At 70.6% G+C, this 24,730-nt stretch carries 24 protein-coding genes, 1 pseudogene and 1 riboswitch; of the genes and pseudogenes, 10 read left to right on the top strand and 15 right to left on the bottom strand.

Annotation, left to right across the window (positions count from 1 at the left end; genetic code table 11):
* Positions 1 to 11 precede the first annotated feature (11 nt).
* The 6 genes from AB0M76_RS10695 to AB0M76_RS10670 form a co-directional block, all read right to left on the bottom strand.
* A complete protein-coding gene (locus AB0M76_RS10695; RefSeq protein ID WP_365952524.1) occupies positions 12 to 980 on the bottom strand; it encodes a helix-turn-helix domain-containing protein in 969 nt (322 codons plus the stop codon).
* A 183-nt stretch (positions 981 to 1,163) separates the two neighbouring features.
* Positions 1,164 to 1,550 carry a DUF3703 domain-containing protein gene (locus AB0M76_RS10690; RefSeq protein ID WP_365952523.1) on the bottom strand — a complete coding sequence of 129 codons (387 nt, stop codon included), beginning with the start codon at positions 1,548 to 1,550 and terminating at the stop codon, positions 1,164 to 1,166.
* Between the two features lie 47 nt (positions 1,551 to 1,597).
* Complete coding sequence (locus tag AB0M76_RS10685; RefSeq protein ID WP_365952522.1) at positions 1,598 to 2,308, bottom strand: helix-turn-helix domain-containing protein; 711 nt, start codon at positions 2,306 to 2,308, stop codon at positions 1,598 to 1,600.
* A gap of 86 nt (positions 2,309 to 2,394) precedes the next feature.
* Complete coding sequence (locus AB0M76_RS10680; RefSeq protein WP_365952521.1) at positions 2,395 to 3,408, bottom strand: ribonucleotide-diphosphate reductase subunit beta; 1,014 nt, start codon at positions 3,406 to 3,408, stop codon at positions 2,395 to 2,397.
* Entirely contained in the window at positions 3,408 to 5,795 is a 2,388-nt protein-coding gene (locus AB0M76_RS10675; RefSeq protein ID WP_365952759.1) for a ribonucleoside-diphosphate reductase subunit alpha, read from the bottom strand. Before AB0M76_RS10675 ends, AB0M76_RS10680 begins: the two co-directional genes overlap by 1 nt.
* Before the next feature lie 156 nt (positions 5,796 to 5,951).
* Positions 5,952 to 6,083: riboswitch (cobalamin riboswitch) on the bottom strand.
* A gap of 44 nt (positions 6,084 to 6,127) precedes the next feature.
* Entirely contained in the window at positions 6,128 to 6,628 is a 501-nt protein-coding gene (locus tag AB0M76_RS10670; protein ID WP_365952520.1) for a GNAT family N-acetyltransferase, read from the bottom strand.
* Positions 6,629 to 6,706: 78 nt separating this feature from the next.
* Here AB0M76_RS10670 and AB0M76_RS10665 point away from each other — a divergent pair, with 78 nt between their 5' ends.
* Positions 6,707 to 7,291, top strand: coding sequence for a Uma2 family endonuclease (locus AB0M76_RS10665; protein ID WP_365952519.1), 585 nt, complete (start codon positions 6,707 to 6,709; stop codon positions 7,289 to 7,291).
* A gap of 49 nt (positions 7,292 to 7,340) precedes the next feature.
* Here the strand turns inward: AB0M76_RS10665 and AB0M76_RS10660 are convergent, their stop codons facing one another.
* From AB0M76_RS10660 to AB0M76_RS10650, 3 genes are all read right to left on the bottom strand, one after another.
* Positions 7,341 to 7,538 carry a YbdD/YjiX family protein gene (locus AB0M76_RS10660; protein ID WP_365952518.1) on the bottom strand — a complete coding sequence of 66 codons (198 nt, stop codon included), beginning with the start codon at positions 7,536 to 7,538 and terminating at the stop codon, positions 7,341 to 7,343.
* On the bottom strand, positions 7,535 to 9,688 hold the full coding sequence (locus tag AB0M76_RS10655) for a carbon starvation CstA family protein (protein WP_365952516.1): 2,154 nt from the start codon (positions 9,686 to 9,688) through the stop codon (positions 7,535 to 7,537). The genes AB0M76_RS10660 and AB0M76_RS10655 overlap by 4 nt, the downstream gene beginning before the upstream one ends.
* Positions 9,689 to 9,894: 206 nt before the next feature.
* Positions 9,895 to 10,659, bottom strand: a complete 765-nt coding sequence (locus AB0M76_RS10650; RefSeq protein WP_030153577.1) for a GntR family transcriptional regulator — start codon at positions 10,657 to 10,659, stop codon at positions 9,895 to 9,897.
* Positions 10,660 to 10,949: 290 nt separating this feature from the next.
* On the opposite strand from AB0M76_RS10650, the gene AB0M76_RS10645 reads away from it, so the two are divergent.
* From AB0M76_RS10645 to AB0M76_RS10630, 4 genes are all read left to right on the top strand, one after another.
* Entirely contained in the window at positions 10,950 to 12,233 is a 1,284-nt protein-coding gene (locus AB0M76_RS10645) for an extracellular solute-binding protein (protein ID WP_266663920.1), read from the top strand.
* A gap of 103 nt (positions 12,234 to 12,336) precedes the next feature.
* On the top strand, positions 12,337 to 13,353 hold the full coding sequence (locus AB0M76_RS10640) for a sugar ABC transporter permease (protein ID WP_365952515.1): 1,017 nt from the start codon (positions 12,337 to 12,339) through the stop codon (positions 13,351 to 13,353).
* A gap of 62 nt (positions 13,354 to 13,415) precedes the next feature.
* Positions 13,416 to 14,252, top strand: coding sequence for a carbohydrate ABC transporter permease (locus AB0M76_RS10635; RefSeq protein ID WP_365952758.1), 837 nt, complete (start codon positions 13,416 to 13,418; stop codon positions 14,250 to 14,252).
* 6 nt (positions 14,253 to 14,258) lie between these two features.
* The gene (locus AB0M76_RS10630; RefSeq protein WP_365952514.1) at positions 14,259 to 15,767 is read left to right on the top strand and encodes a glycoside hydrolase family 3 protein; all 1,509 of its coding nucleotides are present in this window, start codon (positions 14,259 to 14,261) and stop codon (positions 15,765 to 15,767) included.
* A 90-nt stretch (positions 15,768 to 15,857) separates the two neighbouring features.
* Here the strand turns inward: AB0M76_RS10630 and AB0M76_RS10625 are convergent, their stop codons facing one another.
* The 3 genes from AB0M76_RS10625 to nagB all read right to left on the bottom strand — a co-directional run bounded on the left by AB0M76_RS10625 (position 15,858) and on the right by nagB (position 18,565).
* Positions 15,858 to 16,355 carry a Pycsar system effector family protein gene (locus AB0M76_RS10625; protein WP_266663914.1) on the bottom strand — a complete coding sequence of 166 codons (498 nt, stop codon included), beginning with the start codon at positions 16,353 to 16,355 and terminating at the stop codon, positions 15,858 to 15,860.
* Positions 16,339 to 17,499 carry an adenylate/guanylate cyclase domain-containing protein gene (locus AB0M76_RS10620; RefSeq protein ID WP_365952513.1) on the bottom strand — a complete coding sequence of 387 codons (1,161 nt, stop codon included), beginning with the start codon at positions 17,497 to 17,499 and terminating at the stop codon, positions 16,339 to 16,341. Before AB0M76_RS10620 ends, AB0M76_RS10625 begins: the two co-directional genes overlap by 17 nt.
* A 280-nt stretch (positions 17,500 to 17,779) precedes the next feature.
* Positions 17,780 to 18,565, bottom strand: coding sequence for a glucosamine-6-phosphate deaminase (gene nagB, locus AB0M76_RS10615; RefSeq protein WP_365952512.1), 786 nt, complete (start codon positions 18,563 to 18,565; stop codon positions 17,780 to 17,782).
* A gap of 190 nt (positions 18,566 to 18,755) precedes the next feature.
* Between nagB and AB0M76_RS10610 the strand changes: the two genes are divergently transcribed.
* The gene (locus tag AB0M76_RS10610; RefSeq protein ID WP_365952511.1) at positions 18,756 to 18,980 is read left to right on the top strand and encodes a hypothetical protein; all 225 of its coding nucleotides are present in this window, start codon (positions 18,756 to 18,758) and stop codon (positions 18,978 to 18,980) included.
* 15 nt (positions 18,981 to 18,995) lie between these two features.
* Positions 18,996 to 19,170: pseudogene (locus AB0M76_RS10605) on the top strand (glucosamine-6-phosphate deaminase); the annotation flags it as partial.
* Between the two features lie 36 nt (positions 19,171 to 19,206).
* Here AB0M76_RS10605 and AB0M76_RS10600 read toward each other — a convergent pair.
* Complete coding sequence (locus AB0M76_RS10600) at positions 19,207 to 19,968, bottom strand: SDR family oxidoreductase (RefSeq protein WP_365952510.1); 762 nt, start codon at positions 19,966 to 19,968, stop codon at positions 19,207 to 19,209.
* Between the two features lie 85 nt (positions 19,969 to 20,053).
* On the opposite strand from AB0M76_RS10600, the gene AB0M76_RS10595 reads away from it, so the two are divergent.
* Both AB0M76_RS10595 and AB0M76_RS10590 read left to right on the top strand, forming a co-directional pair.
* A complete protein-coding gene (locus AB0M76_RS10595) occupies positions 20,054 to 20,647 on the top strand; it encodes a TetR/AcrR family transcriptional regulator (RefSeq protein ID WP_365952508.1) in 594 nt (197 codons plus the stop codon).
* A 407-nt stretch (positions 20,648 to 21,054) separates the two neighbouring features.
* Complete coding sequence (locus tag AB0M76_RS10590; RefSeq protein WP_365952757.1) at positions 21,055 to 22,524, top strand: PAS domain-containing sensor histidine kinase; 1,470 nt, start codon at positions 21,055 to 21,057, stop codon at positions 22,522 to 22,524.
* A gap of 134 nt (positions 22,525 to 22,658) precedes the next feature.
* On the opposite strand, the gene AB0M76_RS10585 is transcribed toward AB0M76_RS10590, so the two are convergent.
* A complete protein-coding gene (locus tag AB0M76_RS10585) occupies positions 22,659 to 22,916 on the bottom strand; it encodes a WhiB family transcriptional regulator (protein ID WP_004937597.1) in 258 nt (85 codons plus the stop codon).
* 322 nt (positions 22,917 to 23,238) lie between these two features.
* A complete protein-coding gene (locus AB0M76_RS10580) occupies positions 23,239 to 24,204 on the bottom strand; it encodes a diacylglycerol kinase family protein (RefSeq protein ID WP_365952507.1) in 966 nt (321 codons plus the stop codon).
* Positions 24,205 to 24,288: 84 nt separating this feature from the next.
* Between AB0M76_RS10580 and AB0M76_RS10575 the strand changes: the two genes are divergently transcribed.
* Positions 24,289 to 24,726, top strand: a complete 438-nt coding sequence (locus tag AB0M76_RS10575; protein ID WP_365952506.1) for a hypothetical protein — start codon at positions 24,289 to 24,291, stop codon at positions 24,724 to 24,726.
* The last annotated feature ends 4 nt before the right edge of the window (positions 24,727 to 24,730 follow it).

Raw genomic sequence — 24,730 nt, 5'->3', positions numbered from 1 at the left:
ACGGGATACGCCTAAGCCACGGCCTGCGGGCCCCGGAACGTGCGGCGGAAGGCGTTCGGGGTCGTACCGAGGGCGCGCAGGAAGTGGTGGCGCAGGGCCGCCCCGTTGCCGAAGCCGCTGCGGCCCGCGATCGCGTCGACCGTGTCGTCCGTGGCCTCCAGGAGCTCCTGCGCCAGCAGGACGCGCTGCCGCAGCACCCACTGGTACGGGGTCGTCCCGGTCTCCTGGAGGAAGCGGCGGGCGAAGGTGCGCGGTGACATGTGCGCGCGCTCCGCGAGCTGCTCGACGGTGATCTCCTCGTCCAGGTGGCGGGCCATCCACCCGATCACCTCGCCCACCGTGTCGCACGCCGTGCGCGGCAGCGGCCGCTGGATGAACTGCGCCTGGCCGCCGTCCCGGTGCGGCGGGACGACCATCCGCCGGGCGATGGTGTTGGCCACCTCGGCGCCGTGCTCCTGGCGGACGACGTGCAGGCACGCGTCGATGCCCGAAGCCGTGCCCGCGGCGGTGATCACCGGGCCCTCGTCCACGTACAGCACGTCGGGGTCCACCCTCGCCTTCGGGAAGCGGCGGGCCAGGGTGGACGAGTGCATCCAGTGCGTGGTGCAGCGCCGGCCGTCCAGCAGCCCGGCGGCGCCGAGCACGAAGGCCCCGCTGCACACGCTCAGCACCCGCGCCCCCCGGTCGACGGCCCGGCGCAGCGCCTCCAGCAGCGGCTCGGGGTACTCCCGGGTCACCGCCGCGCGGTCGGCGGGCACGCAGATCAGGTCCGCGCTCTCCAGCCGCTCCAGCCCGTACGGGACGACGATCTCGAAGTGCCCGTCGCCGATGGGGGAGCGCCGGTCCTCCGCCGAGCACACGGCGAAGTCGTACACCGGCAGCCCCATCTCACTGCGGTCGATCCCGAAGACCTCGCAGAAGATCCCCAGCTCGAACGGGGCGACGCCATTGACGAGGGCCACGGCCACGTTGTTCAGCATGACTCCAGTGTGGCAGTAATTCGCCCTTCCATGACAGTCCTGCCACTGTCCGGTTTTTGCCGCACTGAGGAGAGTGGAGCCATGAACACGTTCCTCGACTACCTCGTCGTCCTCGCCATCGCCGCCTTCCTCCTCGGCCCCGCGCTCTACGGCGCTCTGCGCGACCGCCGCATCGACCGGCAGCTACGCGCGGCCAAGCAGCACGCGCAGGTCATCCGGAATGGGCATGGGAGTGCGCAGCCCCGCCGCCGTACGCCCCGTGTTTCCGTACGGCACGCGCCCGGTCACTGACCCGGCCCCCGCGACCAGGATCCGCACCACCTGCCCCACCGTCTCCGCCCCGTCCCGGCAGCGCACCGCGAGCCGGAACATGTGCCAGTGCGCACGGGTGTGGGGCCAGGCCCAGGCCTGGGAGATGATGTGGGCCCGCTCCAGGGCGGTCCACATGGCCCGGGTGTCGGGCGCGGCCTCACGGGCGCGGCGCAACTCGGCTTCGAAGGCCTCGCGCACGGCGGGCGGCATGGTCTTCCCCGTGCAGGCGGCGACGCATTTGCTCATCATCTTTCGCATGCGTCCACGGTGCGGCCGACAGGGCCTTCGGCACTTGAACGAACCTGCTACATCCACTGGATGGTGCGGGTGAAGTCCGACGGCGTGATCCCGAACATCCGCCGCCACACCCGGCTGAAATGCGCCCCGTCGGCGAAGCCCGCACCGTGTGCCGCGTCCGTCAGGGAGTGCCCCCGGGAGGCGAGTTCGACCGCGTGCATCAGCCGCAGCCACAGCACGTACGGGCGGAACGGCAGCCCCAGCTCGGACCGGAAGAGGTGCGCGAGGCGGCTCTCCGACAGGCACGCCACCTCGGCCGCCCGGGACAGCCGTACGTGCTCCCGCCCGGGCAGCCAGTCCAGCACCCGCACCAGCCCCGGATGCGGATCCGCGCCCGGAAGCGGCCCCTGGGGCAGTACGGAGTCCAGCGCGCAGGCCGCCTCGAAGGGATCGGCGGGCAGCGCATCCGGTACGAGGTCCCCCGCGTCCCCCGCCAGCGCCGCGAGCCGGCGCCCGGTGACGGAGAGCGGGTCGTAGTGCAGCACCACCCCGCGCGGAACCCCGCTCAGCACGGAATGCCGCACCCCGGCCGGGACCACGTAGGCCCGGCACCGGAACGGCTCCCCGCCCGGCCCGGCCATCAGCAGCTCGTCCCCGCCCAGCGCGGCGATGACCTGCACGGAGTGGTGCGCGTGCGCGGTGGCGGACCCGACGGCGCCCCCGTACAGCACGCCCCCGGGCCGCAGCCGCGCCCGCCCGGCCCACCCGCTCACGGACACGACGAAGCGCCCCCGCCCAGGACCCCGGTGACCGGGATGTTCCTCCCCATGGGCGGGGACGCTATCAAGCGACCGGAGCCGGCGACTTAGAAGTCTTCGTCCAGGTCGACCGTGCCCTCGACCGCAACCTGGTAGGCCGACGGGCGGCGCTCGAAGAAGTTCGTCAGCTCCTGGACGCCCTGCAGCTCCATGAAGGAGAACGGGTTCTGCGAGCCGTACACCGCGGGGAAGCCGAGGCGGACCAGGCGCTGGTCCGCGACGCACTCCAGGTACTCGCGCATCGACTCGGTGTTCATGCCCGGCAGGCCGTCACCGCACAGGTCGCGGCCGAACTGCAGCTCCGCCTCGACGGCCTCCTTCAGCATGTCGGTGACCTGCTGCTGGAGCGCGTCGTCGAAGAGCTCCGGCTCCTCCTTGCGGACGGTGTCCACGACCTCGAACGCGAAGTTCATGTGCATGGTCTCGTCGCGGAACACCCAGTTGGTGCCGGTGGCCAGGCCGTGCAGCAGGCCGCGCGAGCGGAACCAGTACACGTACGCGAAGGCGCCGTAGAAGAACAGGCCCTCGATGCACGCCGCGAAGCAGATCAGGTTCAGCAGGAAGCGACGGCGGTCGGCCTGCGTCTCCAGCCGGTCCAGCTTCTCGACCTCGTTGATCCACTTGAAGCAGAACTGCGCCTTCTCGCGGATCGACGGGATCTCCTCGACCGCGTCGAAGGCGGCCGCGCGGTCGTCCGGGTTGGGCAGGTAGGTGTCGAGCAGCGTCAGATAGAACTGGACGTGCACGGCCTCCTCGAACAGCTGGCGCGACAGGTACAGACGCGCCTCCGGGGAGTTGATGTGCTTGTAGAGCGTCAGCACCAGGTTGTTCGAGACGATCGAGTCGCCCGTCGCGAAGAACGCGACGAGGCGGCCGATCATGTGCTGCTCGGCGGGCGTCAGCTTCGCGAGGTCGGCGACGTCCGAGTGGAGGTCGACCTCCTCGACGGTCCAGGTGTTCTTGATCGCGTCCCGGTAGCGCTCGTAGAAGTCCGGGTAGCGCATGGGGCGGAGAGTCAGCTCGAAGCCCGGGTCGAGCAGGTTCTTGTTGGTGGAGCTCATTACTGGCAGGCCTCGCAGGACTCGGGGTTCTCAAGGGAGCAGGCCAGCGCCTCGGCGTCGGCGACCGCCTGGGGCAGCGCGACGGGGGCGGCCGCCTGCGCGGCGCGGGCGATCTTCGTCGCCGGGCGCGAGCGCAGGTAGTACGTGGTCTTCAGGCCCTGCTTCCAGGCGTACGCGTACATCGAGGACAGCTTCCCGATGGTCGGCGTCTCCAGGAACAGGTTCAGCGACTGCGACTGGTCGAGGTACGGCGTACGGGCCGCCGCCATGTCGATCAGGCCGCGCTGCGGGATCTCCCACGCCGTGCGGTACAGCTCGCGCACCTCGGCCGGGATCCAGCCGAAGCCCTGGACCGAGCCGCTGGAGTCGCGCAGGGCCTCGCGGGTCTGGGCGTCCCACACGCCGAGCTGCTTCAGCTCCTCCACCAGGTAGCCGTTGACCTGGAGGAACTCACCGCTCAGCGTCTCGCGCTTGAAGAGGTTGGAGACCTGCGGCTCGATGCACTCGTACACGCCGGCGATCGAGGCGATCGTCGCCGTCGGGGCGATGGCGAGGAGCAGCGAGTTGCGCATGCCGGTCTCGGCGACGCGGGCGCGCAGGGCGTCCCAGCGCTCGGGCCAGGCGCGCTCGGTGTCGTAGTGGTCCGGGTGCAGGACACCGCGGGCCGTACGGGTCTCCGACCAGGCCGGGAGCGCGCCGTGGCGCTCGGCCAGGTCGCAGGAGGCCTCGTACGCGGCGAGCATGATGCGCTCGGCGATCTTGGTGGAGAGGGCCTTGGCCTCGGCGGAGTCGAAGGGCAGGCGCAGCTTGAAGAAGACGTCCTGCAGGCCCATCGCGCCCAGGCCGACCGGGCGCCAGCGGGAGTTGGAGCGCTCGGCCTGCTCGGTCGGGTAGAAGTTGATGTCCACGACGCGGTCGAGGAAGGTCACGGCGGTGCGGACGGTCTCGTCCAGCCGCTCCCAGTCCATCTCACCCGTCTCGGTGAGGACGAACGCACCCAGGTTGACCGAGCCGAGGTTGCAGACAGCGGTCTCGCCGTCGTTGGTGACCTCGAGGATCTCGGTGCACAGGTTCGAGGAGTGCACGACCCGGCCCGGCTCGGCGGTCTGGTTCGCCGTGCGGTTGGAGGCGTCCTTGAAGGTCATCCAGCCCTGGCCGGTCTGCGCGAGGGTGCGCATCATCCGGCCGTACAGGTCGCGGGCGGGCATGGACTTGCGGGCCAGGCCGTCCGCTTCGGCCTTGCGGTACGCGGCGTCGAACTCGTCGCCCCACAGGTCGACCAGCTCGGGCACGTCGGCCGGGGAGAACAGCGACCAGTCGGCGTCCGCGTTCACGCGGCGCATGAACTCGTCCGGCACCCAGTGCGCGAGGTTCAGGTTGTGCGTACGGCGCTGGTCCTCGCCCGTGTTGTCGCGGAGCTCCAGGAACTCCTCGATGTCCGCGTGCCAGGTCTCCAGGTAGACCGCGGCGGCGCCCTTGCGGCGGCCGCCCTGGTTCACGGCGGCGACGGAGGCGTCGAGGGTCTTCAGGAACGGCACGATGCCGTTGGAGTGGCCGTTCGTACCGCGGATCAGCGAACCGCGGGCGCGGATGCGCGAGTACGAGAGGCCGATGCCGCCGGCGTGCTTCGACAGGCGCGCGACCTGGTGGTAGCGGTCGTAGATCGAGTCGAGCTCGTCCAGCGGGGAGTCCAGCAGGTAGCAGGAGGACATCTGCGGGTGCCGGGTGCCGGAGTTGAAGAGCGTGGGGGAGGACGGCAGGTAGTCGAGGCGGCTCATCAGCCGGTAGAGCGAGGCCACTTCCTCGACGGCCTGGACACTGTCGTTCTCGGCGAGGCCGCAGGCCACGCGCAGCATGAAGTGCTGCGGGGTCTCGACGACCTGACGGGTGATCGGGTGGCGCAGCAGGTAGCGGCTGTGCAGGGTGCGCAGGCCGAAGAAGCCGAAGCGGTCGTCGGCGCCCTCGGCGAGGGTGTGCTCGACCAGTGCGTCCAGGCGGCTCGCGTGCAGCGCCACGAACTCGGCGGTGCGGTCCGCGATCAGGCCCTCGCGGTGGCCGACCGCGACGGAGGCGGAGAAGGAGGTGGCCCCCTGGCCCGCGGCTTCCTCGGCGACGGCCAGCGTCAGCAGCCGGGCGGCGAGCCGGGAGTACGCCGGGTCCTCGGAGATGAGACCGGCGGCGGCCTCCGTGGCCAGCCCGCGCAGCTCGGCCTCGTCGGCGGCGGCGCTGCGCCCGCGGAGCGCGGCTGCGGCGACCCGGCCCGGGTCGGTGTCGGGGAGGTCGGCGGTCAGCTCGGTGAGGGTACGCAGCAGTGCGGCCCCAGGTCCCCCGGTCTCGATTCCGGTGTCGGACGGGTCGGACTCGGCGCGCGGTGCGGAAGGCGCGATGGTCACGGGGGGAGCTCTCCCTCGCTCGGCTCCGGGACACCTTCGGTGCGGGCGCGAGCGGGCGCGCGCGGGGCAGGGCCTGGCTGGGCACGCTCACACCGCACGGCGTCCACCGGCCCAACCGCGGGGCCCGGACGTGTCGGCACCCGGTTCGGTCGAGCCGGGCGCACTGTCGGCAGGTCCTCGGACTTGCGGTGACACCAATGGGTGTACTTCATACCGTTGCGGGACAGTTCCGGATTCGCACCGGATTCCCCTGCGGCGACAGCGAGCATGAGCATACATGTGGGGGCCGCTTCCTGTGCGACCCCCTAGATGTTGTGTCGGCGTGGCTACAGTTCGAGACCGTACGTGAGCAGAGTGAGGCCGGGGACGGGCTCCCAGTCCCGTTCGGGCGTGCGGACGAAGCCGAGCCGTTCGTAGATCCGGTGGGCTCCGACCATGTCGTCCGTGGTGGACAGAACAAGGCGCCGTACGCCCTCGATGACCCTCGCCCGCTCCACGCAGGCCCGTACGAGCGCCTCCCCGGCGCCCCGCCCGCGGCCCTCCCGGGCGACGGCCAGCATCCGGAACTCGGCCTCGCCGGCTCGGGCGATGTCGCACAGCGGGCTCCCGGGCGCGGCGAACGCCACACCTCCGAGGAGCCGTCCGTCGCTCGCGGCGGCGACGAGTATCACCCCGTCGCGCGCCCGCCCGGCCACGTCCCGCAGCCGCGCGAGGTACGGATCGTCCTCGCCGAACGTGAGCAGCCCGTCCCCGAGATAGGCCTGCGCGGTGATCTCCCCGAGCGTTCCGTACTCCGCCGCCAGCGCTTGCCTGATCACGATGTCCATGCGGTCGAGTGTGCCGTACGGGTGTCAGCGCCCGGCGCTATCGTCGGAGACAGCACCGTCGAGGAAGGCGAGCGAGGCATGACCGTGATGACAGACCGGCCCCACATGCTGACTGAGGACTTCGAAGCCGTGGCGCGCATAGCGGCCCGCGAGAGGGAGGGGACGCGGCTGGAATTCATCGACGGGATCATCAGGAGCAAGGCCATGCCGGACGGCGACCACGGGATGATCATCCAGTGGCTCACGCGGATCTGCATGCAGCACCGCCCCGAGCTGTGGCTGCATCCGGGGCAGGGCATCAAGGCCCAGGAGTACCGGGCCGGCCGGGCGATTCCGGATGCGGCGCTCGCGCATTCCGAAGCATTCGTCGGGCAGGGGGACTGGGTCGACCCCGATCCGATCCTCATGGTCGTAGAGGTGACCTCGTGGGATTCGGACACCCACCGGCGCGACCATGTCGAGAAGCCCCGCGCCTACGCGGAGACGGGTATCCCCGTCTACCTCCTGATCGACCGGGCCAAGTGCCAAATCTCCGTCTACAGCCAGCCGAACGGCCGACAGTACGAGAGCATCCACATCGTGCCGTACGGCACGGACATCGCGCTCCCCGAGCCCGTCGGCATCACCCTGCAGACCGAGGTCCTCAAGGACTGGGTGCGCTGAGGGACGGCGAAGGGCCCCACCGATCCGGCGGGGCCCTTCACATACGTGCTCAGCAGCAGCGGAAGCCCTCGCGGGGGTCTGCCTCGCGGGCGTCCGTGCGGGCGCGTTCGAAGGCGCGGCGGGTCAGGACCTCGGCCGCGGGGTCGTGCGCGCGGGCGTGCGCGACGTAACGGTCGTACGCCGCCTCGCCCGAGAACTCCCGTACGAAGAACCGCGCCTTCGCCAGCGCCGCGCGGACGCCGCTCACGCCACCGGCTCCTTCACGCGGCCGCCGCCCGAGTCCAGGCCGGCGGCGGCGAGCTCCGCCCGCTCCTCCGGCGTCGCGATGAGCCCGGCCGGGGCGATGATCTTCGACTCGGTCCACGGGACCTCGGACAGCCTGACCGTCTCCGGGGCGGCGATCGCCTTGAAGCAGGTCCGTGCCGCGTCCAGCAGCACGATGATGATCAGGATGGCGAACAGCGCCGACAGTGCGCCGTCCACCGTGGCGTTGGTGACCACGGTGTGCATCTCGTCCATGTTCTTGGCGGGCGGCAGCACCTTCCCGGCGTCGATCCCGGTCTGGTACTTGTCGCGCTGCGCGAAGAAGCCGACCTTCACGTCGTCGGAGAACACCTTCTGGTAGCTCGCGGTGAGCGTGACGGCCACGTCCCAGGCCAGCGGGACGCCGGTGACCCACGCCCACTTGAGCCGCCCGGACTTGACGAGCAGCGTGGTGCAGACGGCCAGGGCCACCGCCGCGAGCAGCTGGTTCGCGATCCCGAACAGCGGGAACAGCTGGTTGATGCCGCCCAGCGGGTCCTTGATGCCGACCCACAGGAAGTAGCCCCAGCCGCCGACGACGAGCGCGCTCGCCAGCCACACGCCCGGCTTCCAGCTGATGTCCTTGAAGGACTTGTGCACGTTGCCGAGGGTGTCCTGGAGCATGAACCGGCCGACGCGGGTGCCCGCGTCGAGGGTCGTCAGGATGAACAGCGCCTCGAACATGATCGCGAAGTGGTACCAGAACGCCTTCATCCCGGCGCCGCCGACCACGGACGAGAAGATCTCCGACATTCCGAGTGCGAAGGTCGGCGCGCCGCCCGTACGGGACAGCAGGCTGGCCTCCTCGACGTCCTTCGCGGCCTGCGCGAGGTACTCGGGCGACACGGCGAAGCCGAAGTTGGTCACGGCCTGCGAGGCGGTCTCGACGGTCGTGCCGATGACGCCGGCGGGGGAGTTGACCGCGAAGAACAGGCCGGGCTCGATGATGGTGGCCGCGATGATTGCCATGACGGCGACGAAGGACTCCGTCAGCATGGCGCCGTAGCCGATGACCCGGACCTGGGTCTCCTTCTGGATCATCTTCGGGGTGGTGCCCGAGGAGACCAGTGCGTGGAAGCCGGACAGGGCGCCGCAGGCGATGGTGATGAAGACGAAGGGGAACATCGACCCGGCGAAGACGGGCCCGTCCCCGCGGGCGGCGAAGTCGGTGACCGCGGGCATCTTCAGCGTCGGCATCGCCAGCACCACGCCCACCGCCATCAGCGCGATGGTGCCGACCTTCATGAAGGTGGAGAGGTAGTCGCGGGGCGCGAGCAGCATCCACACCGGCAGCACCGAGGCGATGAAGCCGTACGCGACCATCCAGAGGACGAGCGTCTCCTTCTCCAGCGTGAAGGTGCTCGCCAGCGAGGACTCGGCGACCCAGCCGCCCGCGACGATGGCGAGCAGCAGCAGCGCGACGCCGATGACGGAGATCTCGGTGACCCGGCCCGGCCGCAGCACGCGCAGGTAGAAGCCCATGAAGAGGGCGATCGGGATGGTCATGCCGATGGAGAAGACACCCCAGGGGGAGTGCGCCAGGGCGTTGACGATGACCAGTGCGAGCACGGCCAGCAGGATGATCATGATGGCGAACACGGCGACCAGGGCGGCGGCTCCGCCGACCGGGCCGATCTCGTCCCGGGCCATCTGGCCGAGCGAGCGCCCGTCGCGGCGGGTGGAGAAGAAGAGGGTGACCATGTCCTGGACGGCGCCCGCGAAGATGACGCCCGCGACGATCCAGATGGTGCCCGGCAGGTAGCCCATCTGCGCGGCGAGCACGGGGCCCACCAGCGGACCGGCGCCGGCCACGGCGGCGAAGTGGTGGCCGAAGAGCACGCGGCGGTCGGTGGGGTGGAAGTCGACACCGTTGTCAAGGCGTTCGGCCGGGGTGGCCCGCGTCTTGTCGACCTTCAGGACCCGGTGGGAGATGAAGCGCGCGTAGAAGCGGTAGCCGATGGCGTACGAGCCCAGCGCGGCGGCGAGCAGCCAGGCGGCCGAGATCTCCTCGCCGCGCGAGAGCGCCAGGATGCCCCAGCCGAGGGCCCCGATGAGGCCGACGAGCACCCAGACGGCGATCGCCTTCGGGGTCATGCCGCCCGAGGCCATGTCCCCTGATGCGGAAGGCGAGTCCGCCGCCGTGCCCGGACTCGCCGCGTTCCGTTCTGTACCTGTTGCTTCCGGTTCCGGCATGATCCTCGTCCCCTCGTTGATCATCTGCTTAAGCGCAGGGAATCTACGGGGGCCGCCCGGTGAACGTAAGCCCCCGTCCGTATAGCGGAACGAGAGTCAACTACGAATCACACGGCGGGGCGCTGGAGTCGGGCGACGAACTTGTAACGATCGCCGCGGTACACCGACCGGACCCACTCCACGGGTTCGCCGTCGGCGTCCAGCGAGTGGCGGGAGAGCATCAGCATCGGCAGGCCGACGTCGGTGCCCAGCAGGCCCGCCTCGCGCGGGGTGGCCAGGGAGGTCTCGATGGTCTCCTCGGCCTCCGCGAGCCGTACGTCGTACACCTCGGCGAGGGCGGTGTAGAGGGACGTGTACTTGGCCAGCGAGCGGCGCAGCGCGGGGAAGCGCTTCGCCGAGAGGTGGGTGGTCTCGATGGCCATCGGCTCGCCGCTGGCGAGGCGCAGCCGCTCGATGCGCAGCACCCGGCCGCCCGTGGCGATCTTGAGGAGCCCGGCCAGGGTGTCGTCTGCCGTCACGTAGCCGATGTCGAGGAGTTGGGACGTGGGCTCCAGCCCCTGGGCCCGCATGTCCTCCGTGTACGAGGACAGTTGGAGCGGCTGGGAGACCTTCGGTTTCGCGACAAAGGTGCCTTTGCCCTGAATACGCTCCAGCCGGCCCTCGACGACGAGCTCCTGGAGCGCCTGGCGCACGGTGGTGCGCGAGGTGTCGAATTCGGCCGCGAGCGTGCGCTCCGGCGGTACCGGCGTGCCGGGGGGCAGCGTCTCGGTCATGTCGAGCAAGTGCCGCTTGAGTCGGTAGTACTTGGGCACACGCGCCGTGCGAGTGGCTGCCCCGCCTTCCGGCTCCGTGGTCGCCCCTTCGGTGGACATCGCCGCCCGCCTTCCCGACTCCAGTTTCGCTGCCGTCACCGGCTCCTCCGATATGTGCGGTCACATCGTGACACGGGTGGGAGGGCAGGCCTCCTCCCTCCCCCAGGTGTCGGTCCGGTAACGGACCGATCACCCGCTCATTAGACCCTTGACACCCCTAAAGGTCTAGGCCAAGCTCCGGTTACTGGTCTAAACCAATATGGATCAGATCCCGGCCCCAGGGCAGTACTTGGTGCATGTCACCGCGGCGGGCGAGGGAAGTTGCAGGCAGCATCCCTGAGGAGGGTGGCGTGAAGCGCAAGCTCATCGCGGCGGTCAGTGTCGCGGGCATGATGGTCGGAGTCGCGGCGTGCGGCAACGGCGGCGACGACAAGGGGAAGACCGACGCGGGCGGCGCCAAGGAGATCACCGTCTGGGTGATGGACGGTTCCGCGCCCAAGGCCTGGATCGACGCGGTCAACGCGGAGTTCTCGGCCAAGCACCCCGGTGTCACCGTCAAGGTCGAAGAGCAGCAGTGGAAGGGCATCCAGGAGAAGGTCACCACGGCCCTCTCCGAGAACACCCCGCCGGACGTCCTCGAGCTCGGCAACACCCAGAGCGCCGGCTACGCGGTCACCGGCGGCCTCGCCGACCTGACCAAGGACAAGTCCAAGCTCGGCGCGGACGCCTGGCAGAAGAGCATGCTCGCCTCGGCCGAGTACGAGGGCAAGCTCTACTCCGCTCCCTGGTATGCGGCCAACCGCGTCGTCGTGTACGACAAGAAGGCCTTCGCGAAGGCCGGCGTCACCCCGCCGACCACCCGCGACGAGTGGATCGCCGGCCTCGAGAAGCTGAAGGCCGCGGACCCCGCCTCGCAGCCGATCTACCTCCCCGGCCAGAGCTGGTACGTCCTCGCCGGCTTCCTCTGGGACGAGGGCGGCGACCTCGCCGTCAAGGACGGCGGCAAGTGGAAGGGCGGCCTCGGCACCCCCCAGGCCGCCTCCGCGATGGAGTTCTACAAGAAGCTCCAGTCCTACTCCACCGCCCCGAAGGACAAGGACGAGGCCACCCCGCAGCAGTCCACCGACGTCGTTCCCAAGGGCGGCGTCGCCTCCTGGATCGGTCTCGGCTGGGAGGCCGGCGGCGCGGAGAAGGCCCTGAAGGAGGCGGGCAAGGAGGCCGACTTCGGCTACTTCCCGATCCCGGGCAAGACCGCCGACAAGCCGGGCACCGTCTTCCTCGGCGGCTCGAACCTCGCCGTGGCCGAGCGCTCCAAGAACAAGGAGCTCGCCAAGGAGTGGCTGGCCCTCGCCGCCGGCAAGGACCAGATGACGAAGTACGCCGCCGAGACCAAGGGCGCGCTGCTCCCGAACCAGGCCGCCGCGAACTTCACCCCCGCCGCGGGCTCCTTCGCCGAGGCCATGGGCAAGGGCGGCGTCAACGGCCGCATCACCCCGGTCACCCCGGGCTGGGCGAACGTCGAGACCGAGCCCAACCCGCTCAAGGAGTTCATGACCAAGGTCCTGAAGGGTGAGGACGCCGCCAAGGCGGGCGCGGACGCGGACAAGGAAATCGCGAACCGCATCAACAAGTAGCACGTAGCACCGGGGGTGCGGCGGCGCCCACGCGCCCGCCGCACCCCCGGTCGCGCATCGACAGACCTGTGCGACGCCCGACCGCAGCCGAGGTAACCAAGACATGACCGTGCAATCCCAGGGAGCGGCGACCGCTCCACAGGACGCACCACCGAAGTCCGCCGGACGGCAGCAGACGCCGCCCACCACCACCGGGACCGCTCCCTCGTCTCCTCGCCGGGGCAGAACGTCGCTCCCCTCGGGCTGGCTGCCGTACCTCCTGATCGGGCCCGCGGTCCTCAGCCTGGCCACGCTGCTGCTGTACCCGCTGGTCAAGAACGTGATCCTGTCGTTCCAGAAGGTCGACAAGATCGAGTTCATCCAGCGCAAAGCGCCCTTCAACGGGGTCGAGAACTACACCCAGCTGCTGGGCGACGCGCACTTCTGGACCGTCGTCGTGCGCACCTTCGCCTTCACCGCGGCCAACGTCGCGCTGATCATGGTGATCGGCAGCCTCCTCGGCATCCTGCTGAACCGGCTCGGCACGTGGATGCGCCTGGTCCTGTCGATGGCCCTGGTGATGGCCTGGGCCATGCCGATCGTCGCGTCCGTCACCGTCTTCCAGTGGCTGTTCGACGAGCAGTTCGGCGTCATGAACTGGGTCATGCGCACCCTCGGCTTCTCCGGCTACGAGCAGCACAACTGGTTCGAGTCCGGCTTCTCCACCCTGGTGATCGTCACCGTCCTGGTGGTCTGGGGCTCCGTCCCCTTCGTCGCCCTCAACATGTACGCCGGCCTGACCACCGTCAGCGGCGAGCTGTACGAGGCCGCGCGGATGGACGGCGCGAACGGCTGGCAGACGTTCTGGCAGGTCGTCTTCCCGAACCTCAAGCCGTTCTTCCTCGTCACCACGTTCCTCGAGGTGATCTGGGTCTTCAAGGCCTTCACCCAGGTCTACGCGATGAACCGCGGCGGCCCCGACCGCGCCTCCGAGACCCTGCCCGTCTTCGCCTTCGTCGAGGGCCAGAGCCAGGGCCACTACGCGCTCGCGGCTGCGATCTCCGTCCTGACGATCGTGATGCTCGTGATCGTCATGTCCTTCTACTTCCGCCTGATCCTGAAGCAGGAGGAGGAGCAGTGAGCACCACCACCGCGCCGAAGCCCGCACCCGCCGCGCCGAAGAACGCGAAGCCCGCACAGCGGCTGCGCACGCGCCGCCCGCTCCGCCCGGGCACCGTGGCGAAGAATCTGGGCGCCCTCGTCCTGGCCGGCGTCTTCGTCTTCCCGGTCTACTGGATGTTCTCCTCGGCCCTCAAGCCGTCCGGGGAGATCCTCTCCAAGGACCCCGTCTTCGTCTTCACCCCGACGCTGGACAACTTCACCAAGGCCACCGGCGTCGACTTGTTCTGGACGTACGTGCAGAACAGCCTGCTCGTGACCGTCGGCGCCGTCGTCCTCGCCCTGGTCGTCGCCCTCGCCGCGAGCTTCGCCATCGCCCGCATGAAGTTCAAGGGCCGCAAGGGCCTCGTGCTCGGCGTCATGATGGCGCAGATGGCCCCCTGGGAGGTCATGGTCATCGCGATGTACATGATCGCCCGTGACGCCGAGATGCTGAACAGCCTCCCGCTGCTGACCGCGATCTACTTCGTGATGGTCCTGCCCTTCACCATCTGGACCCTGCGCGGCTTCATCGCCGCCGTCCCGGTGACGCTGGAGGAGGCCGCCCAGATCGACGGCTGCACCCGCGGCCAGGCTTTCCGCAAGGTGATCCTGCCGCTGCTGGCCCCCGGCCTGATGTCCACCTCGCTCTTCGGCTTCATCACCGCCTGGAACGAGTTCGCGATGGTCCTGATCCTCAACAAGGACAAGACCGCCCAGACCCTGCCCCTGTGGCTGACCCAGTTCCAGACCGCCTTCGGCAACGACTGGGGCGCCACCATGGCCGCGTCCTCGCTGTTCGCGGTCCCGGTCCTGGTGATCTTCGTCTTCCTGCAGCGCAAGGCCGTCGGCGGCATGACCGCCGGCGCCGTGAAGGGATAACGCCACATGACCGTCCTTGCGCACGGCGTCACTGCATCTGATGCGAACGATGACTTGACCCGCGACGCCCTCGCGGTCCTCCAGCCCGGCTTCGAGGGCACCACCGCCCCCGCGTGGCTGCTCCGCCAGGTCGGCGAAGGGCTCACCGCCGTCGGCCTGTTCGGCCGCAACATCACCTCGCCCGAGCAGCTCGCCGCGCTCACCGCGCAGCTGCGCGCCGAACGCGACGACGTCCTCGTCGCCATCGACGAGGAGGGCGGCGACGTCACCCGCCTCGAGGTCCGCGGCGGCTCGTCCTTCCCCGGCAACCTGGCCCTCGGCGCCGTCGACGACACCGCGCTGACCCGGGACGTCGCCCGCGAGCTCGGCCGCCGCCTCGCCGAGTGCGGGGTCAACCTCAACTGGGCCCCGTCCGCCGACGTCAACTCCAACCCGGACAACCCGGTGATCGGCGTACGGTCCTTCGGCGCCGACACCCACCTCGCCGCCCGGCACACCGCCGCCTACGTCGAGGGCCTCCAGGCCGCCGGCGTCGCCGCGTGCACCAAGCACTTCCCGGGCCACGGCGACACCAACGTCGACTCGCACCACGCCCTGCCGCGCATCGACGTGGACCTGGACACGCTGGTGGCGCGCGAACTGGTGCCCTTCCGGGCGGCCATCGAGGCCGGCACCAAGGCCGTGATGAGCGCGCACATCCTGGTGCCCGCCCTCGACCCGACCCGCCCGGCCACGCTCAGCCCGCAGATCCTGACCGGCCTGCTGCGCAAGGAGCTCGGCTACGAGGGCCTGATCGTCACCGACGGCATGGAGATGAACGCCATCGCCGGGACGTACGGCATCGAGCGCGGCTCCGTCCTCGCCATCGCGGCCGGCGCCGACGCGATCTGCGTAGGCGGCGGGCTCGCCGACGAGGCCACCGTGCTGCGGCTGCGCGACGCCCTGGTCGCGGCCGTACGGGAGGGTGCGCTCCCGGCGGAGCGGCTCGCCGACGCCGCCGCCCGGGTACGGGCGCTGGCCGCATGGACCCGGCAGGCCCGGGCCGCCGCCGCGCCGGGCGCGCCGCTGGAGGGGAGCGCGCCCGGCATCGGCCTGGCGGCGGCCCGCCGCGCGGTGGCCGTCTCCGGCACCGCCGCGCCCGTGTCCGCCCCGTACGTCGCCACGCTCGCGCCCGTCGCGAACATCGCGGTGGGTGACGAGACCCCGTGGGGCGTGGCGGCCGAACTGGCCGCGCTGGTACCGGGAACGGGGTCCGGGGTGTTCCCGGAGGGCGCCACGGCCACGGACATCCTGGCGGCGGCGGGCAGCCGCACGGTGGTCGCGGTGGTCCGCGACGCGCACCGCCACCCGTGGATGGCGCAGGCCCTGGACGCGCTGGTCGCTGCGCGGCCGGACACGGTGGTGGTCGAGATGGGCGTCCCCCGGGCCGAGCCCCGCGGCGCGTTGCACATCGCGACGCACGGAGCCTCGCGCGTCTGTGGCCGCGCAGCCGCCGAGGTGATCGTCGGGGTCTGACCACCCCTGGCGCGCGGCTGCGACGGGTCCGGCCGGGAACTCCCCGTGAGCCCCGGGCCGGACCCGTCGGCGTGCGCGCCGCCCGCCCGCTCAGTGCAGGGCGTCGAGGAGGGTGGCCCCCGCGATCAGGACGAGCGAGCAGCCGAGGAGGTCGACCGCCCGGGCGATCAGCCGGTACTTCCGCGTGGCCAGCACCGAGAGGTCGGCGAGCTGGGCGCACCGCTCGACCTCCGGGTGGGGTACGGCGGCCAGCAGGGCGGCCAGGTCGGCGGGGCGGCCGGCGTACTGGGCGTAGTGCGCGAAGTACCCGTTGCCCTGGAGGCGGGCGACGCCGACCGGGCGTACGCAGTACAGCAGCTGGGCGAAGCTGCCCGCCAGGCAGAGGATCCCCGCCCAGGCGGCCCATTCCACGCCGTTCCAGAGCGTGAAGATGCCCTCCCTGCGGACGACGAAGGTGGCCACGATGCCCGCCGCGATCGCCGAGAACAGGGCGAGGAGCGTCGCCGCCTTCTGGTCCGCCCTGGCCAGTTCCGTACGGACCTCCAGGAGGGCCGCCTGGACGTCCTGGAGGCTAGACGGGGCTGTCATCGGCGGCGCTCCTCACCACCAGCTGACCGGCGATGCCCTTGGCGTTGCGGCTCACCAGCAGGGTCGCGGGCTCGCCCGTCTGGTGCCCGGCGGCACCGTCGCCGAGGAAGACGAACAGGCTCTGCCGGGTGCCGCGGGTGTCGGTGGCGTCGACGAAGGCGAACCCCTTGTGGGCGAGGACGCGCTGGAAGGTTCCCTCGATCCGCTGGCCCTCCTGGACGCAGGCCCCGGCGACCGGCCGCTGGCCCGGCTTGAGGGGCGGCAGCGGAACGAAGCGGACGTTCTGTCCTTCCGCGAGGTCCTCTTCGCTCACGATGAAGCGGCGGTCCACGTAGTGGTCGCCGTGTTCGGTCGTCCCGATGAAGCCGCGCCCCTGCTCGGAGTCCCAGCGCACGACCACGCCGTCGAGCGTCTCCTCCGGGGGGTGCGGCAGGGCCCCGGGGCCGGGCTGCGGGGGCACCATGGCGTGCGTCTGGGCCCGGTTGATGGCCTCGGTGAGCACCGTGTTCTTCACCCCGAAGGCCTTGCGGTGCCAGATGACCTCGCGGTACTTGATCGGCTTGGCGAAGCCCTTGAGGTCGACCTTCTCCTCGTCGGAGAGGTAGTCGTCGGGCGAGTACTCGAGAACCAGTCCCATCTGGGACTCGACGCGGCTCATGTTCGCCGAGGCGACCGTCGCGCTGTCCACCCAGATGGCCTGCGGGGCGCCGGCGCTGCACAGGCGTGCGGCGAGGTCGACCACGGAGCCGCTGTAGTCGAGGCCGCCGCCGGGCGCCTCGTACTCGACGACCCGGCCGGTCGCGATGCCGATGGTGGCCAGGCACTCGTTGAGGACGCCCGCGCTGTTCTCCGAGCGCAGCATCTCCTGGATCCGGATGGCGGCCCGGATCGCCTCGGCTGCGCGTTCCCCGTCGAAGGCCGCGAGCGTGCCGTCGCCGAGGTACTTCACCACCGTGCCGCCGTGTGCCCGGACGGCCTCGGTGGTGATGTCGAGGAACTTGCCGATGGTCGGGAGCCAGCCGACCTCCCCCGACTTGCCCTTCATCTCGGTGGATCCGGAGAGGTCTGCGAAGAGGATGACCCGGTAGGGCCGGTCGGGATTCCGCAGTGCTTCCTGGAAGAGAGTGAAATGGTCAATCGCCAACGGGTACCCCCTGGATCGCCGTGCTCGTGCCGCGTACGCGAGCTGCATTTCTGCGTGCGGAAGCCGGCGCCGCCGGCGCCCACCCCCGCTTTCGAGTCTAGTGATCCATGTCACGGTTTATGTGAACTTCCCGAACTGAAGCGGTCGTTCACGAGCACGGGGCCCGGCCCGGGGCGCGGCGAAGGGCCGGTTTGCCCGCTGCAGGGGCGGCTTCCAGGGGTCGTTGCAGCACGTGGCCGGCTGTCAGGGCCCGGCCTTCTCACGCGTGGCGCGGCGCCGCCTAAAGCCCCTGCCACGCGGGCTTGTTGGCGTACGCGTGCCGGAAGTAGTCCGCCAGCTTCAGCTTGGACGCGGCGGCCTCGTCCACGACCACCGTCGCATGCCGGTGCAGCTGCAGCGCCGACGCCGGGACCAGCGCCGACAACGGCCCCTCGACGGTCTGCGCGACGGCCTCCGCCTTGCCCTCGCCGGTGGCGAGCAGGATCAGGTGGCGGGCGTCGAGGATGGTGCCGATGCCCTGGGTGATGACGTGGTGCGGGACCTGGGCTATGTCGTTGTCGAAGAAGCGCGCGTTGTCGACGCGCGTCTGCCCGGTCAGCGTCTTGATGCGGGTGCGGGAGGCGAGTGAGGAGCAGGGCTCGTTGAAGCCGATGTGCCCGTCGGTGCCGATGCCGAGCAGCTGGAGGTCCACGCCGCCGGCCTCCGCCAGCGCGCGGTCGTACGCCTCGCACGCCGCGACGACGTCCGCGGCGGAGCCGTCGGGGCCCATGAAGGCGGCCTCGGACAGGCCGAGCGGCTCGACGACCTCGCGGAGCACGACGGCGCGGTACGACTCCGGGTGCCCGGCCGGCAGGCCGACGTACTCGTCGAGCTGGCAGATGCGGGCCTGGGAGGCGTCGACCTCGCCGGCCTTCACCTTGGCGGCCAGGGCTTCGTAGATGGGCAGCGGGGTAGACCCGGTCGCCACGCCGAGCAGGGCGTCGGGCCTGCGGCGGACCAGGGCGGCCATGGCCTCCGCGATGAGCTCGCCGCCTGCCTGGGCGTCCGGGACGATGACAACTTCCACGCGGGGCCTGCCGATCTGGAGTGGGACAGTGTGGTATAGACCAATCTAGCAGAGGCGGGGCCGCCCCAGGCCGGTCTCCGCCCACTCCCCTCCCTCTCATGGTGATCCGGTTCCCGGCCCTCGGCCTCCCGGCGCCAGGACGTGCAGCGCAGCCCCGCTCGCGGGATTCTGGAACGCGGAGGTGGGGCGCATGCCCGCTGTGGAGCGGCACGGGAGCATCATGGCCGCCGAGATCGCGCAGCAGCCCGAAGTGTGGCGGCGGATCCTCGCCGACGAGGCCGGGCCCGTCGCGCGGACGGCCCGGGCGATCGCCGAGCGGCAGCCGCGGTTCGTCCTGCTCGCCGCCCGGGGGAGTTCCGATCACGCAGCGCTCTACGGGAAGTACCTGCTCGAGGTCGGGCACGGACTGCCCTGAGGGCTCGGCTAGGAGCAGGTCGAGCAGGCGACCACCGGGTTCGCGCTGCCCGTCGAGGGCGTACCCGAGGAGCTGCAGCCCCTGCTGGAGATCCTCCCGCTCCAGCTCCTCGCGTACGAGGTGACCGTCGCCCGCGGCCAGGACCCGGACGCCCCGAGAGCACTGGCCAAGGGTCACGGAGACGCACTGAGCGGCCTCGGGGAAGTGGGGCACGCCCCCGCGCCGCTCAGAGCAGTGACAGCTGGAGGCCGCCCGTCGCGTCCAGGTGCTGGCCCGTCACCCAGCGGGAGTCCGCCGAGGCCAGGAACGCCACCACGTCGGCGACTTCGTCGACCGTGCCCACCCGCCCGAAGACGGAGCGGGAGGACGCGTGCGCCCGCGCCGCGGGGTCCGCCAGCCAGGCCGCGTTGAGGTCGGTGTCCGTGATGCCGGGACCCACCGAGTTCACGGTGATCCCGCGCGGGGCCAGCTCGGCCGCCAGGGACCGGGTCAGCGCGTTCACCGCGCCCTTGGCCGCGATCGTGGCCAGGATCGCGGGCAGGGCGATCTCCGGGGTGCCGGTCACATTGACGATCCGGCCCCCGTCCCGCAGCCGCGCCAGCCCGTGTCTGATCACGAAGAACGGCGCCTTCGCGTTGAGCGCGTGCACCCGGTCGTACGTCTCCTCGTCGGTGTCCGCGATGCCGGCGAACGTGGCGGCGCCCGCGTTGTTCACCAGGATGTCGACCGCGTCGGTGTGCAGCGGGTGCGCCTCGTACGCCGCCCACAGGGCCTGCGCGTCACCCGGAACCCCGAGCTCGGCCCCGATCGCGAACGCCCGTCCGCCGGCCGCCCCGATGGCCGCGACCGTTTCCTTCGCCGCTTCCTCGTTCCGCCCGTAGTGCACGGCGACCAGCGCCCCGTCCCGGGCCAGCCGCTCCGCCACCGCCCGCCCGATACCCCGGCTGCCGCCCGTGACCAGTGCCGTCTTCCCCTTGAGCACGCCCATGACGCGCCTCCCTTCAGAATTTGATAGTGGTCGCTACAGAAAGGGACCGTACCAGATTTCGTAACGCCCGCTATAGAATGAGCCCATGGTGACCGGACAGCGCGGCAGGCCCCGCTCCTTCGATCGCGGCGCAGCCCTCGACAAGGCGATGCTCGCTTTCTGGGAGCGCGGCTACGAGGCGACCTCGATCTCCGACCTGACCGCCTCGCTCGGCATCAGCGCGCCCAGCCTGTACGCCGCCTTCGGCGACAAGCGCAAGCTGTTCGACGAGGTCGTGGTGGTCTACGGCGGCCGCTACGCCGACTTCGCGGGCGCGGCCCTGGCCGAGGAGCCCACCGCCCGGGCCGGCCTGCGGCGCGTTCTGCGCGAGGCGGCCGAGATCTACACCGATCCGGCCCACCCGCCGGGATGCCTGGTGATCAGCGCGGCCGTCAACACCACCTCGCAGGAGGTGGCCCAGGCCCTGTGTGAGCGCCGCAACGCCAACCTGGAGATGTTCGAGCGAAGGATCCGGGCGGACGTCGCCTCCGGCGCGCTGTCTGCCGGCACGGACACGCAGGCGCTGGCCCGCTACGCGCTGGCGGTGCTCGTGGGGATGTCCCAGCAGTCGCGCGACGGGGCGAGCCGGGAAGAACTGGAAGCGGTGGCGGAACTGGCGATGGGGGCCTGGCCGCAGTAAGCGGCCGCGTAAGCGGGCGAACACGCCCCGCGGTTCCGCCCCGAAAGAATTCCGCCCGGAAATTCCTCTGGGCCACGGTGCCGGGACGGGACCCTCAGCCCGTCCGGCACCGTAGCCCGGAGTACTTACGGCCGGCGGGTGTGCGGTTCCCTCCGGCCGGTGGGAGGTGCCTGCGCAGTCAGGGCAGAGCGCGCGGCTTACCTCGATCCGTCCTCCTGTGCGGGGAGGGCGGAAGCTTACGCCAATTGTGGACTAGACCATTCTGTTCTGTCCATCCAATGACGGGCTCTGCCATCCCGTCACTTCCTCCAACAGTACGCGGACGGAGCCCCTCCTGGATACTCCTGAGTAGTCGCCGTGGGGAAAGTCATGGCCTCTACCCGGGGTACGCTCGCCACGTGCCCTCCATGAACGACCTCGTACGCCAGCACACCGCTCTCAGTGAAACCGACCTGGAGTGGCTCCACCTGCTGGTCTCGGAGTGGCAGTTGCTCTCCGATCTCTCCTTCGCCGACCTCGTGCTGTGGGTTCCGACCCTCGACGGCACCCGGTACGTCTCGGTCGCACAGATGCGCCCCAACACGGGCCCCACCTCCTACCAGGACGACATGGTCGGCCACCTGGTACCGCGCGGCCGGCGCCCGCTGCTGGACGCCGCGCTCGACGAGGGCCGGATCGTGCGCGAGGGCGACCCGGAGTGGCGCGAGGAGGTGCCCGTCCGCGTCGAGTCCATCCCGGTGCGCCGCGAGGGCCGGGTACTCGGAGTGATCGCCCGGAACACCAACCTGCTCACTGTGCGTACACCCAGCCGGCTGGAGCTCACCTACCTCCAGTCCGCCTCCGACCTGGCCCAGATGATCGCCGCCGGAACCTTCCCGTATCCCGGCCAGCAGGTGGACATGGACGCCTCCCCGCGGGCGGGCGACGGCCTGATCCGGCTCGACGCCGACGGGGTGGTCACGTACGCGTCCCCGAACGCGCTCTCCGCATACCACCGGCTCGGCCTGGCCGCCGACCTCGTCGGCCAGCACCTGGGCACCACCACCGCCGAACTCGCCCCCTCCCGCGGCCCGGTGGACGAGGCGATCGTCAAGCTCGCCAGCGGCTGGGCCCCGCGCGAGACCGAGATCGAGGGCAACAGCGGGGTCATCCAGCTGCGCGCCATCCCGCTCAAGCCGAAGGGCATCCGGATCGGCTCCCTCGTCCTGTGCCGGGACGTCACGGAACTGCGCCGTCGCGAACGCGAATTGATCACCAAGGATGCGACCATCCGGGAGATCCACCACCGGGTGAAGAACAACCTGCAGACCGTGGCAGCACTGCTGCGGTTGCAGGCCCGCCGGATGGATTCCGAGGGCGGCCGCGAGGCGCTCAACGAAGCCGTGCGCCGTGTCGGTTCGATCGCGATCGTGCACGAGACGCTCTCTCAGAACCTGGACGAGCGCGTCGAGTTCGACGAGATCGCCGACCGCGTCATCGCGATGGTCGCCGAGATCTCGCCGGGCAAGGTGGAGTGCCGGCGTACCGGCCGGTTCGGGATCCTGGACGCGGAGGTCGCCACTCCGCTGTCGATGGTGCTGACCGAGATCCTCCAGAACGCCCTGGAGCACGCCTTCACCCAGGGGGAGGGCGGCCGGGTGGAGGTGTCCGCGACCCGCACCGGCACCGGCCGCGCCGACGGCCGGCTGCTGATCACGGTGCTCGACGACGGCTCCGGTCTGCCCGAGGGCTTCGACCCGCAGCGCGCCGGAAACCTCGGGCTGCAGATCGTACGGACCCTCGTGGAGGGCGAGCTCGGCGGCACGTTCGACATGCTCCGGGCCGAGCCGCGCGGTACCAAGGTCGTCCTCGACGTCCCGGTCAGCCCGCAGAAGTAGTCACGCCGTGTGACGAAAGGTGTCCCGGACAGCACTGAGCCCCGGACCGAAGGTTCTCGGTCCGGGGCTCAAGAGCACGTTGCTGAGCGCTTGTCAGGTGCTACGCGCTGCGGCTCGAGGCTCGAAAGTCGATGTCAGGCGGTGGCGTTACGCGCCCGATTGCGAGCGGCGCGGCGCTTCATCGCGCGGCGCTCGTCCTCGCTGAGACCGCCCCAGACGCCGGAGTCCTGACCGGACTCGAGCGCCCACTGCAGGCACTGCTCCATGACGGGGCAGCGGCGGCAGACGGCCTTGGCTTCCTCGATCTGCAGCAGCGCAGGACCGGTGTTGCCGATGGGGAAGAAGAGTTCCGGGTCTTCCTCGCGGCAAACGGCGTTGTGACGCCAGTCCATGGCTGCTCCATCTCCTTGTATTGCGGGCAGGTTGCTTGTGAATGTGAACGCTTTCACGAATCCCCCCGTGAGGGAAGGGCGACCAGCCAGTTTCCTGGAAGGTCAGTCAGGGACTCGTGGAGGGGTTCTGGCGGTCTGTGTGGGTGCCGGGTTTTGCGGGCTGTCCCGATCGCCATGAAGAGATTCGCAAACCTCGGACGGGGATACAACCCCTTCCGGAAAGTTTTTTTTGATTCGTCGGTGTCTACTAGGTCACAGCCCTACATCGTGAGGGTGGACCGGCGTGTAAACGTTCGAGTGAAAGGACTTTGGGCCCTTCCGCTCACACAATCACACGCAGTGCACGGCGTACGCCTGTGAACCGAACGCTGGTGCGCAGGCCGAGGTGGTCTCCGTCCATCTGGAACGGAAGCGGAACCTTCGAATGCAAGGTGAAGTCGGTCAGATCGTGCAGAGACACTGCGTGCTTGCCGTGCGGACCGCGCTCAGGAGTCGAGGTCAGGAGCTGTGTGGCGTAGCGGGCGACGGCCGGAGTTGACAAACGGTTGAGTGCCAATACGTCAAGCGCAGTATCGAACGACGCCTCCGGAGAGGCGTAAAGCGGGCGATTGCCCAGATACGTCCACGGCGAGGTGTTGCAGATTATCGACAGCACCAGGCCCGTGACGGGATCCGCGCCGGGGCGCTCCAGCGTCACCGTGCCGTGGCGCCGGTTCGGGTCGTCCCAGAACTGGCGCATCAGCTGTCGTACGTACAGGGCGTGGGTCGAACGCTTGCCGCGCTCCCGCTGCTGCTCGACCCGGCCCACCACCCCCGCGTCGAAACCGAAGCCCGCGCAGAACGTGAACCAGCGCGCCGGAACCGACTCGTCCTCCGTTCCCGGGGTGCCGGCCGCCAGTCCGAGGCCCACCGTCCGCTCGCGCTGCTCCCGCAGTGCGTCGAGCAGGGCGCCCGTCGCCTCGACCGCGTCGTTGGGCAGCCCGAGCGCGCGGGCGAACACATTGGTCGAGCCGCCGGGGACCACCGCCAGCCGGGGCAGCCGCTCCGGATCCGGCCCGCTGTGCAGCAGCCCGTTGACCACCTCGTTGACCGTGCCGTCGCCGCCGAGCGCCACGACGAGGTCGATGCCGTTCTCGGCAGCCGTGCGGCCCAGGTCCCGGGCGTGCCCGCGGTACTCGGTGGTCACCGCCTCCAGCTTCATCTCGCTGGCCAGGGCATGGGTCAGGACATCGCGCGTGCGCGCACTGGTGGTCGTCGCTGCTGGGTTGGCCACGAGAAGTGCACGCATGACCGCCAGCCTACCGACCCGTTCATATGCAGCCCATACTGCCCGTCCCCTCCGGGGGCGGGGGCGCGCGGCTACCCTGCTGTGGTGAGTACGAAGCCCACCCCCGCCACGGCCCAGCCGACCGCCCCGCTGCCCGGACGGCTCACCGCCGCCGCCGCGCTGACCGCCCTGGAGGGCCTGGCGCTGGCCGGCCTCGGCGTCTACATGCTGTTCGTGGGCATCGCCGGCGACCCCGACTCCCCACAGCAGGCCGAGACCGGCGGGATCACCCTGCTCGCGCTCGCCGTGCTGCCTTTGATCGCGGCCCGGGGGCTGCGCCTGGGCCGCCGCTGGAGCCGCGGGCCCGCGCTGATCACCCAGCTGATGGCGCTGCCGGTGGCGTGGACCCTGTACTCCACGGGCGGTGCGATGATCGCCGCCGCCGTGGCGCTGGCCGTGGCCGCGGTGGCCGTCGTGGCCCTGCTGGTGAACCCGACGGCGACCGAGGCACTGGGAATCGGGCCCGGCGAGCAGACCCGATAGGTCT

The sequence above is a fragment of the Streptomyces sp. NPDC051364 genome (assembly GCF_040682115.1).
Classification (GTDB): Bacteria; Actinomycetota; Actinomycetes; order Streptomycetales; family Streptomycetaceae; genus Streptomyces.
Note: the sequence above shows the minus strand (reverse complement) of the source record. Positions and strands in the feature narration are given on the sequence as shown.

Coding starts and splice junctions, on each gene's coding strand:
- AB0M76_RS10695 (WP_365952524.1), bottom strand. CDS start 980: ATGCTGAACAACGTGGCCGTGGCCCTCGTCAATGGCGTCGCCCCGTTC.
- AB0M76_RS10690 (WP_365952523.1), bottom strand. CDS start 1,550: ATGCGAAAGATGATGAGCAAATGCGTCGCCGCCTGCACGGGGAAGACC.
- AB0M76_RS10680 (WP_365952521.1), bottom strand. CDS start 3,408: ATGAGCTCCACCAACAAGAACCTGCTCGACCCGGGCTTCGAGCTGACT.
- AB0M76_RS10670 (WP_365952520.1), bottom strand. CDS start 6,628: ATGGACATCGTGATCAGGCAAGCGCTGGCGGCGGAGTACGGAACGCTC.
- AB0M76_RS10665 (WP_365952519.1), top strand. CDS start 6,707: ATGACCGTGATGACAGACCGGCCCCACATGCTGACTGAGGACTTCGAA.
- AB0M76_RS10655 (WP_365952516.1), bottom strand. CDS start 9,688: ATGACCCCGAAGGCGATCGCCGTCTGGGTGCTCGTCGGCCTCATCGGG.
- AB0M76_RS10650 (WP_030153577.1), bottom strand. CDS start 10,659: ATGTCCACCGAAGGGGCGACCACGGAGCCGGAAGGCGGGGCAGCCACT.
- AB0M76_RS10640 (WP_365952515.1), top strand. CDS start 12,337: ATGACCGTGCAATCCCAGGGAGCGGCGACCGCTCCACAGGACGCACCA.
- AB0M76_RS10630 (WP_365952514.1), top strand. CDS start 14,259: ATGACCGTCCTTGCGCACGGCGTCACTGCATCTGATGCGAACGATGAC.
- AB0M76_RS10625 (WP_266663914.1), bottom strand. CDS start 16,355: ATGACAGCCCCGTCTAGCCTCCAGGACGTCCAGGCGGCCCTCCTGGAG.
- AB0M76_RS10610 (WP_365952511.1), top strand. CDS start 18,756: ATGCCCGCTGTGGAGCGGCACGGGAGCATCATGGCCGCCGAGATCGCG.
- AB0M76_RS10600 (WP_365952510.1), bottom strand. CDS start 19,968: ATGGGCGTGCTCAAGGGGAAGACGGCACTGGTCACGGGCGGCAGCCGG.
- AB0M76_RS10595 (WP_365952508.1), top strand. CDS start 20,054: ATGGTGACCGGACAGCGCGGCAGGCCCCGCTCCTTCGATCGCGGCGCA.
- AB0M76_RS10590 (WP_365952757.1), top strand. CDS start 21,055: ATGAACGACCTCGTACGCCAGCACACCGCTCTCAGTGAAACCGACCTG.
- AB0M76_RS10585 (WP_004937597.1), bottom strand. CDS start 22,916: ATGGACTGGCGTCACAACGCCGTTTGCCGCGAGGAAGACCCGGAACTC.
- AB0M76_RS10580 (WP_365952507.1), bottom strand. CDS start 24,204: ATGCGTGCACTTCTCGTGGCCAACCCAGCAGCGACGACCACCAGTGCG.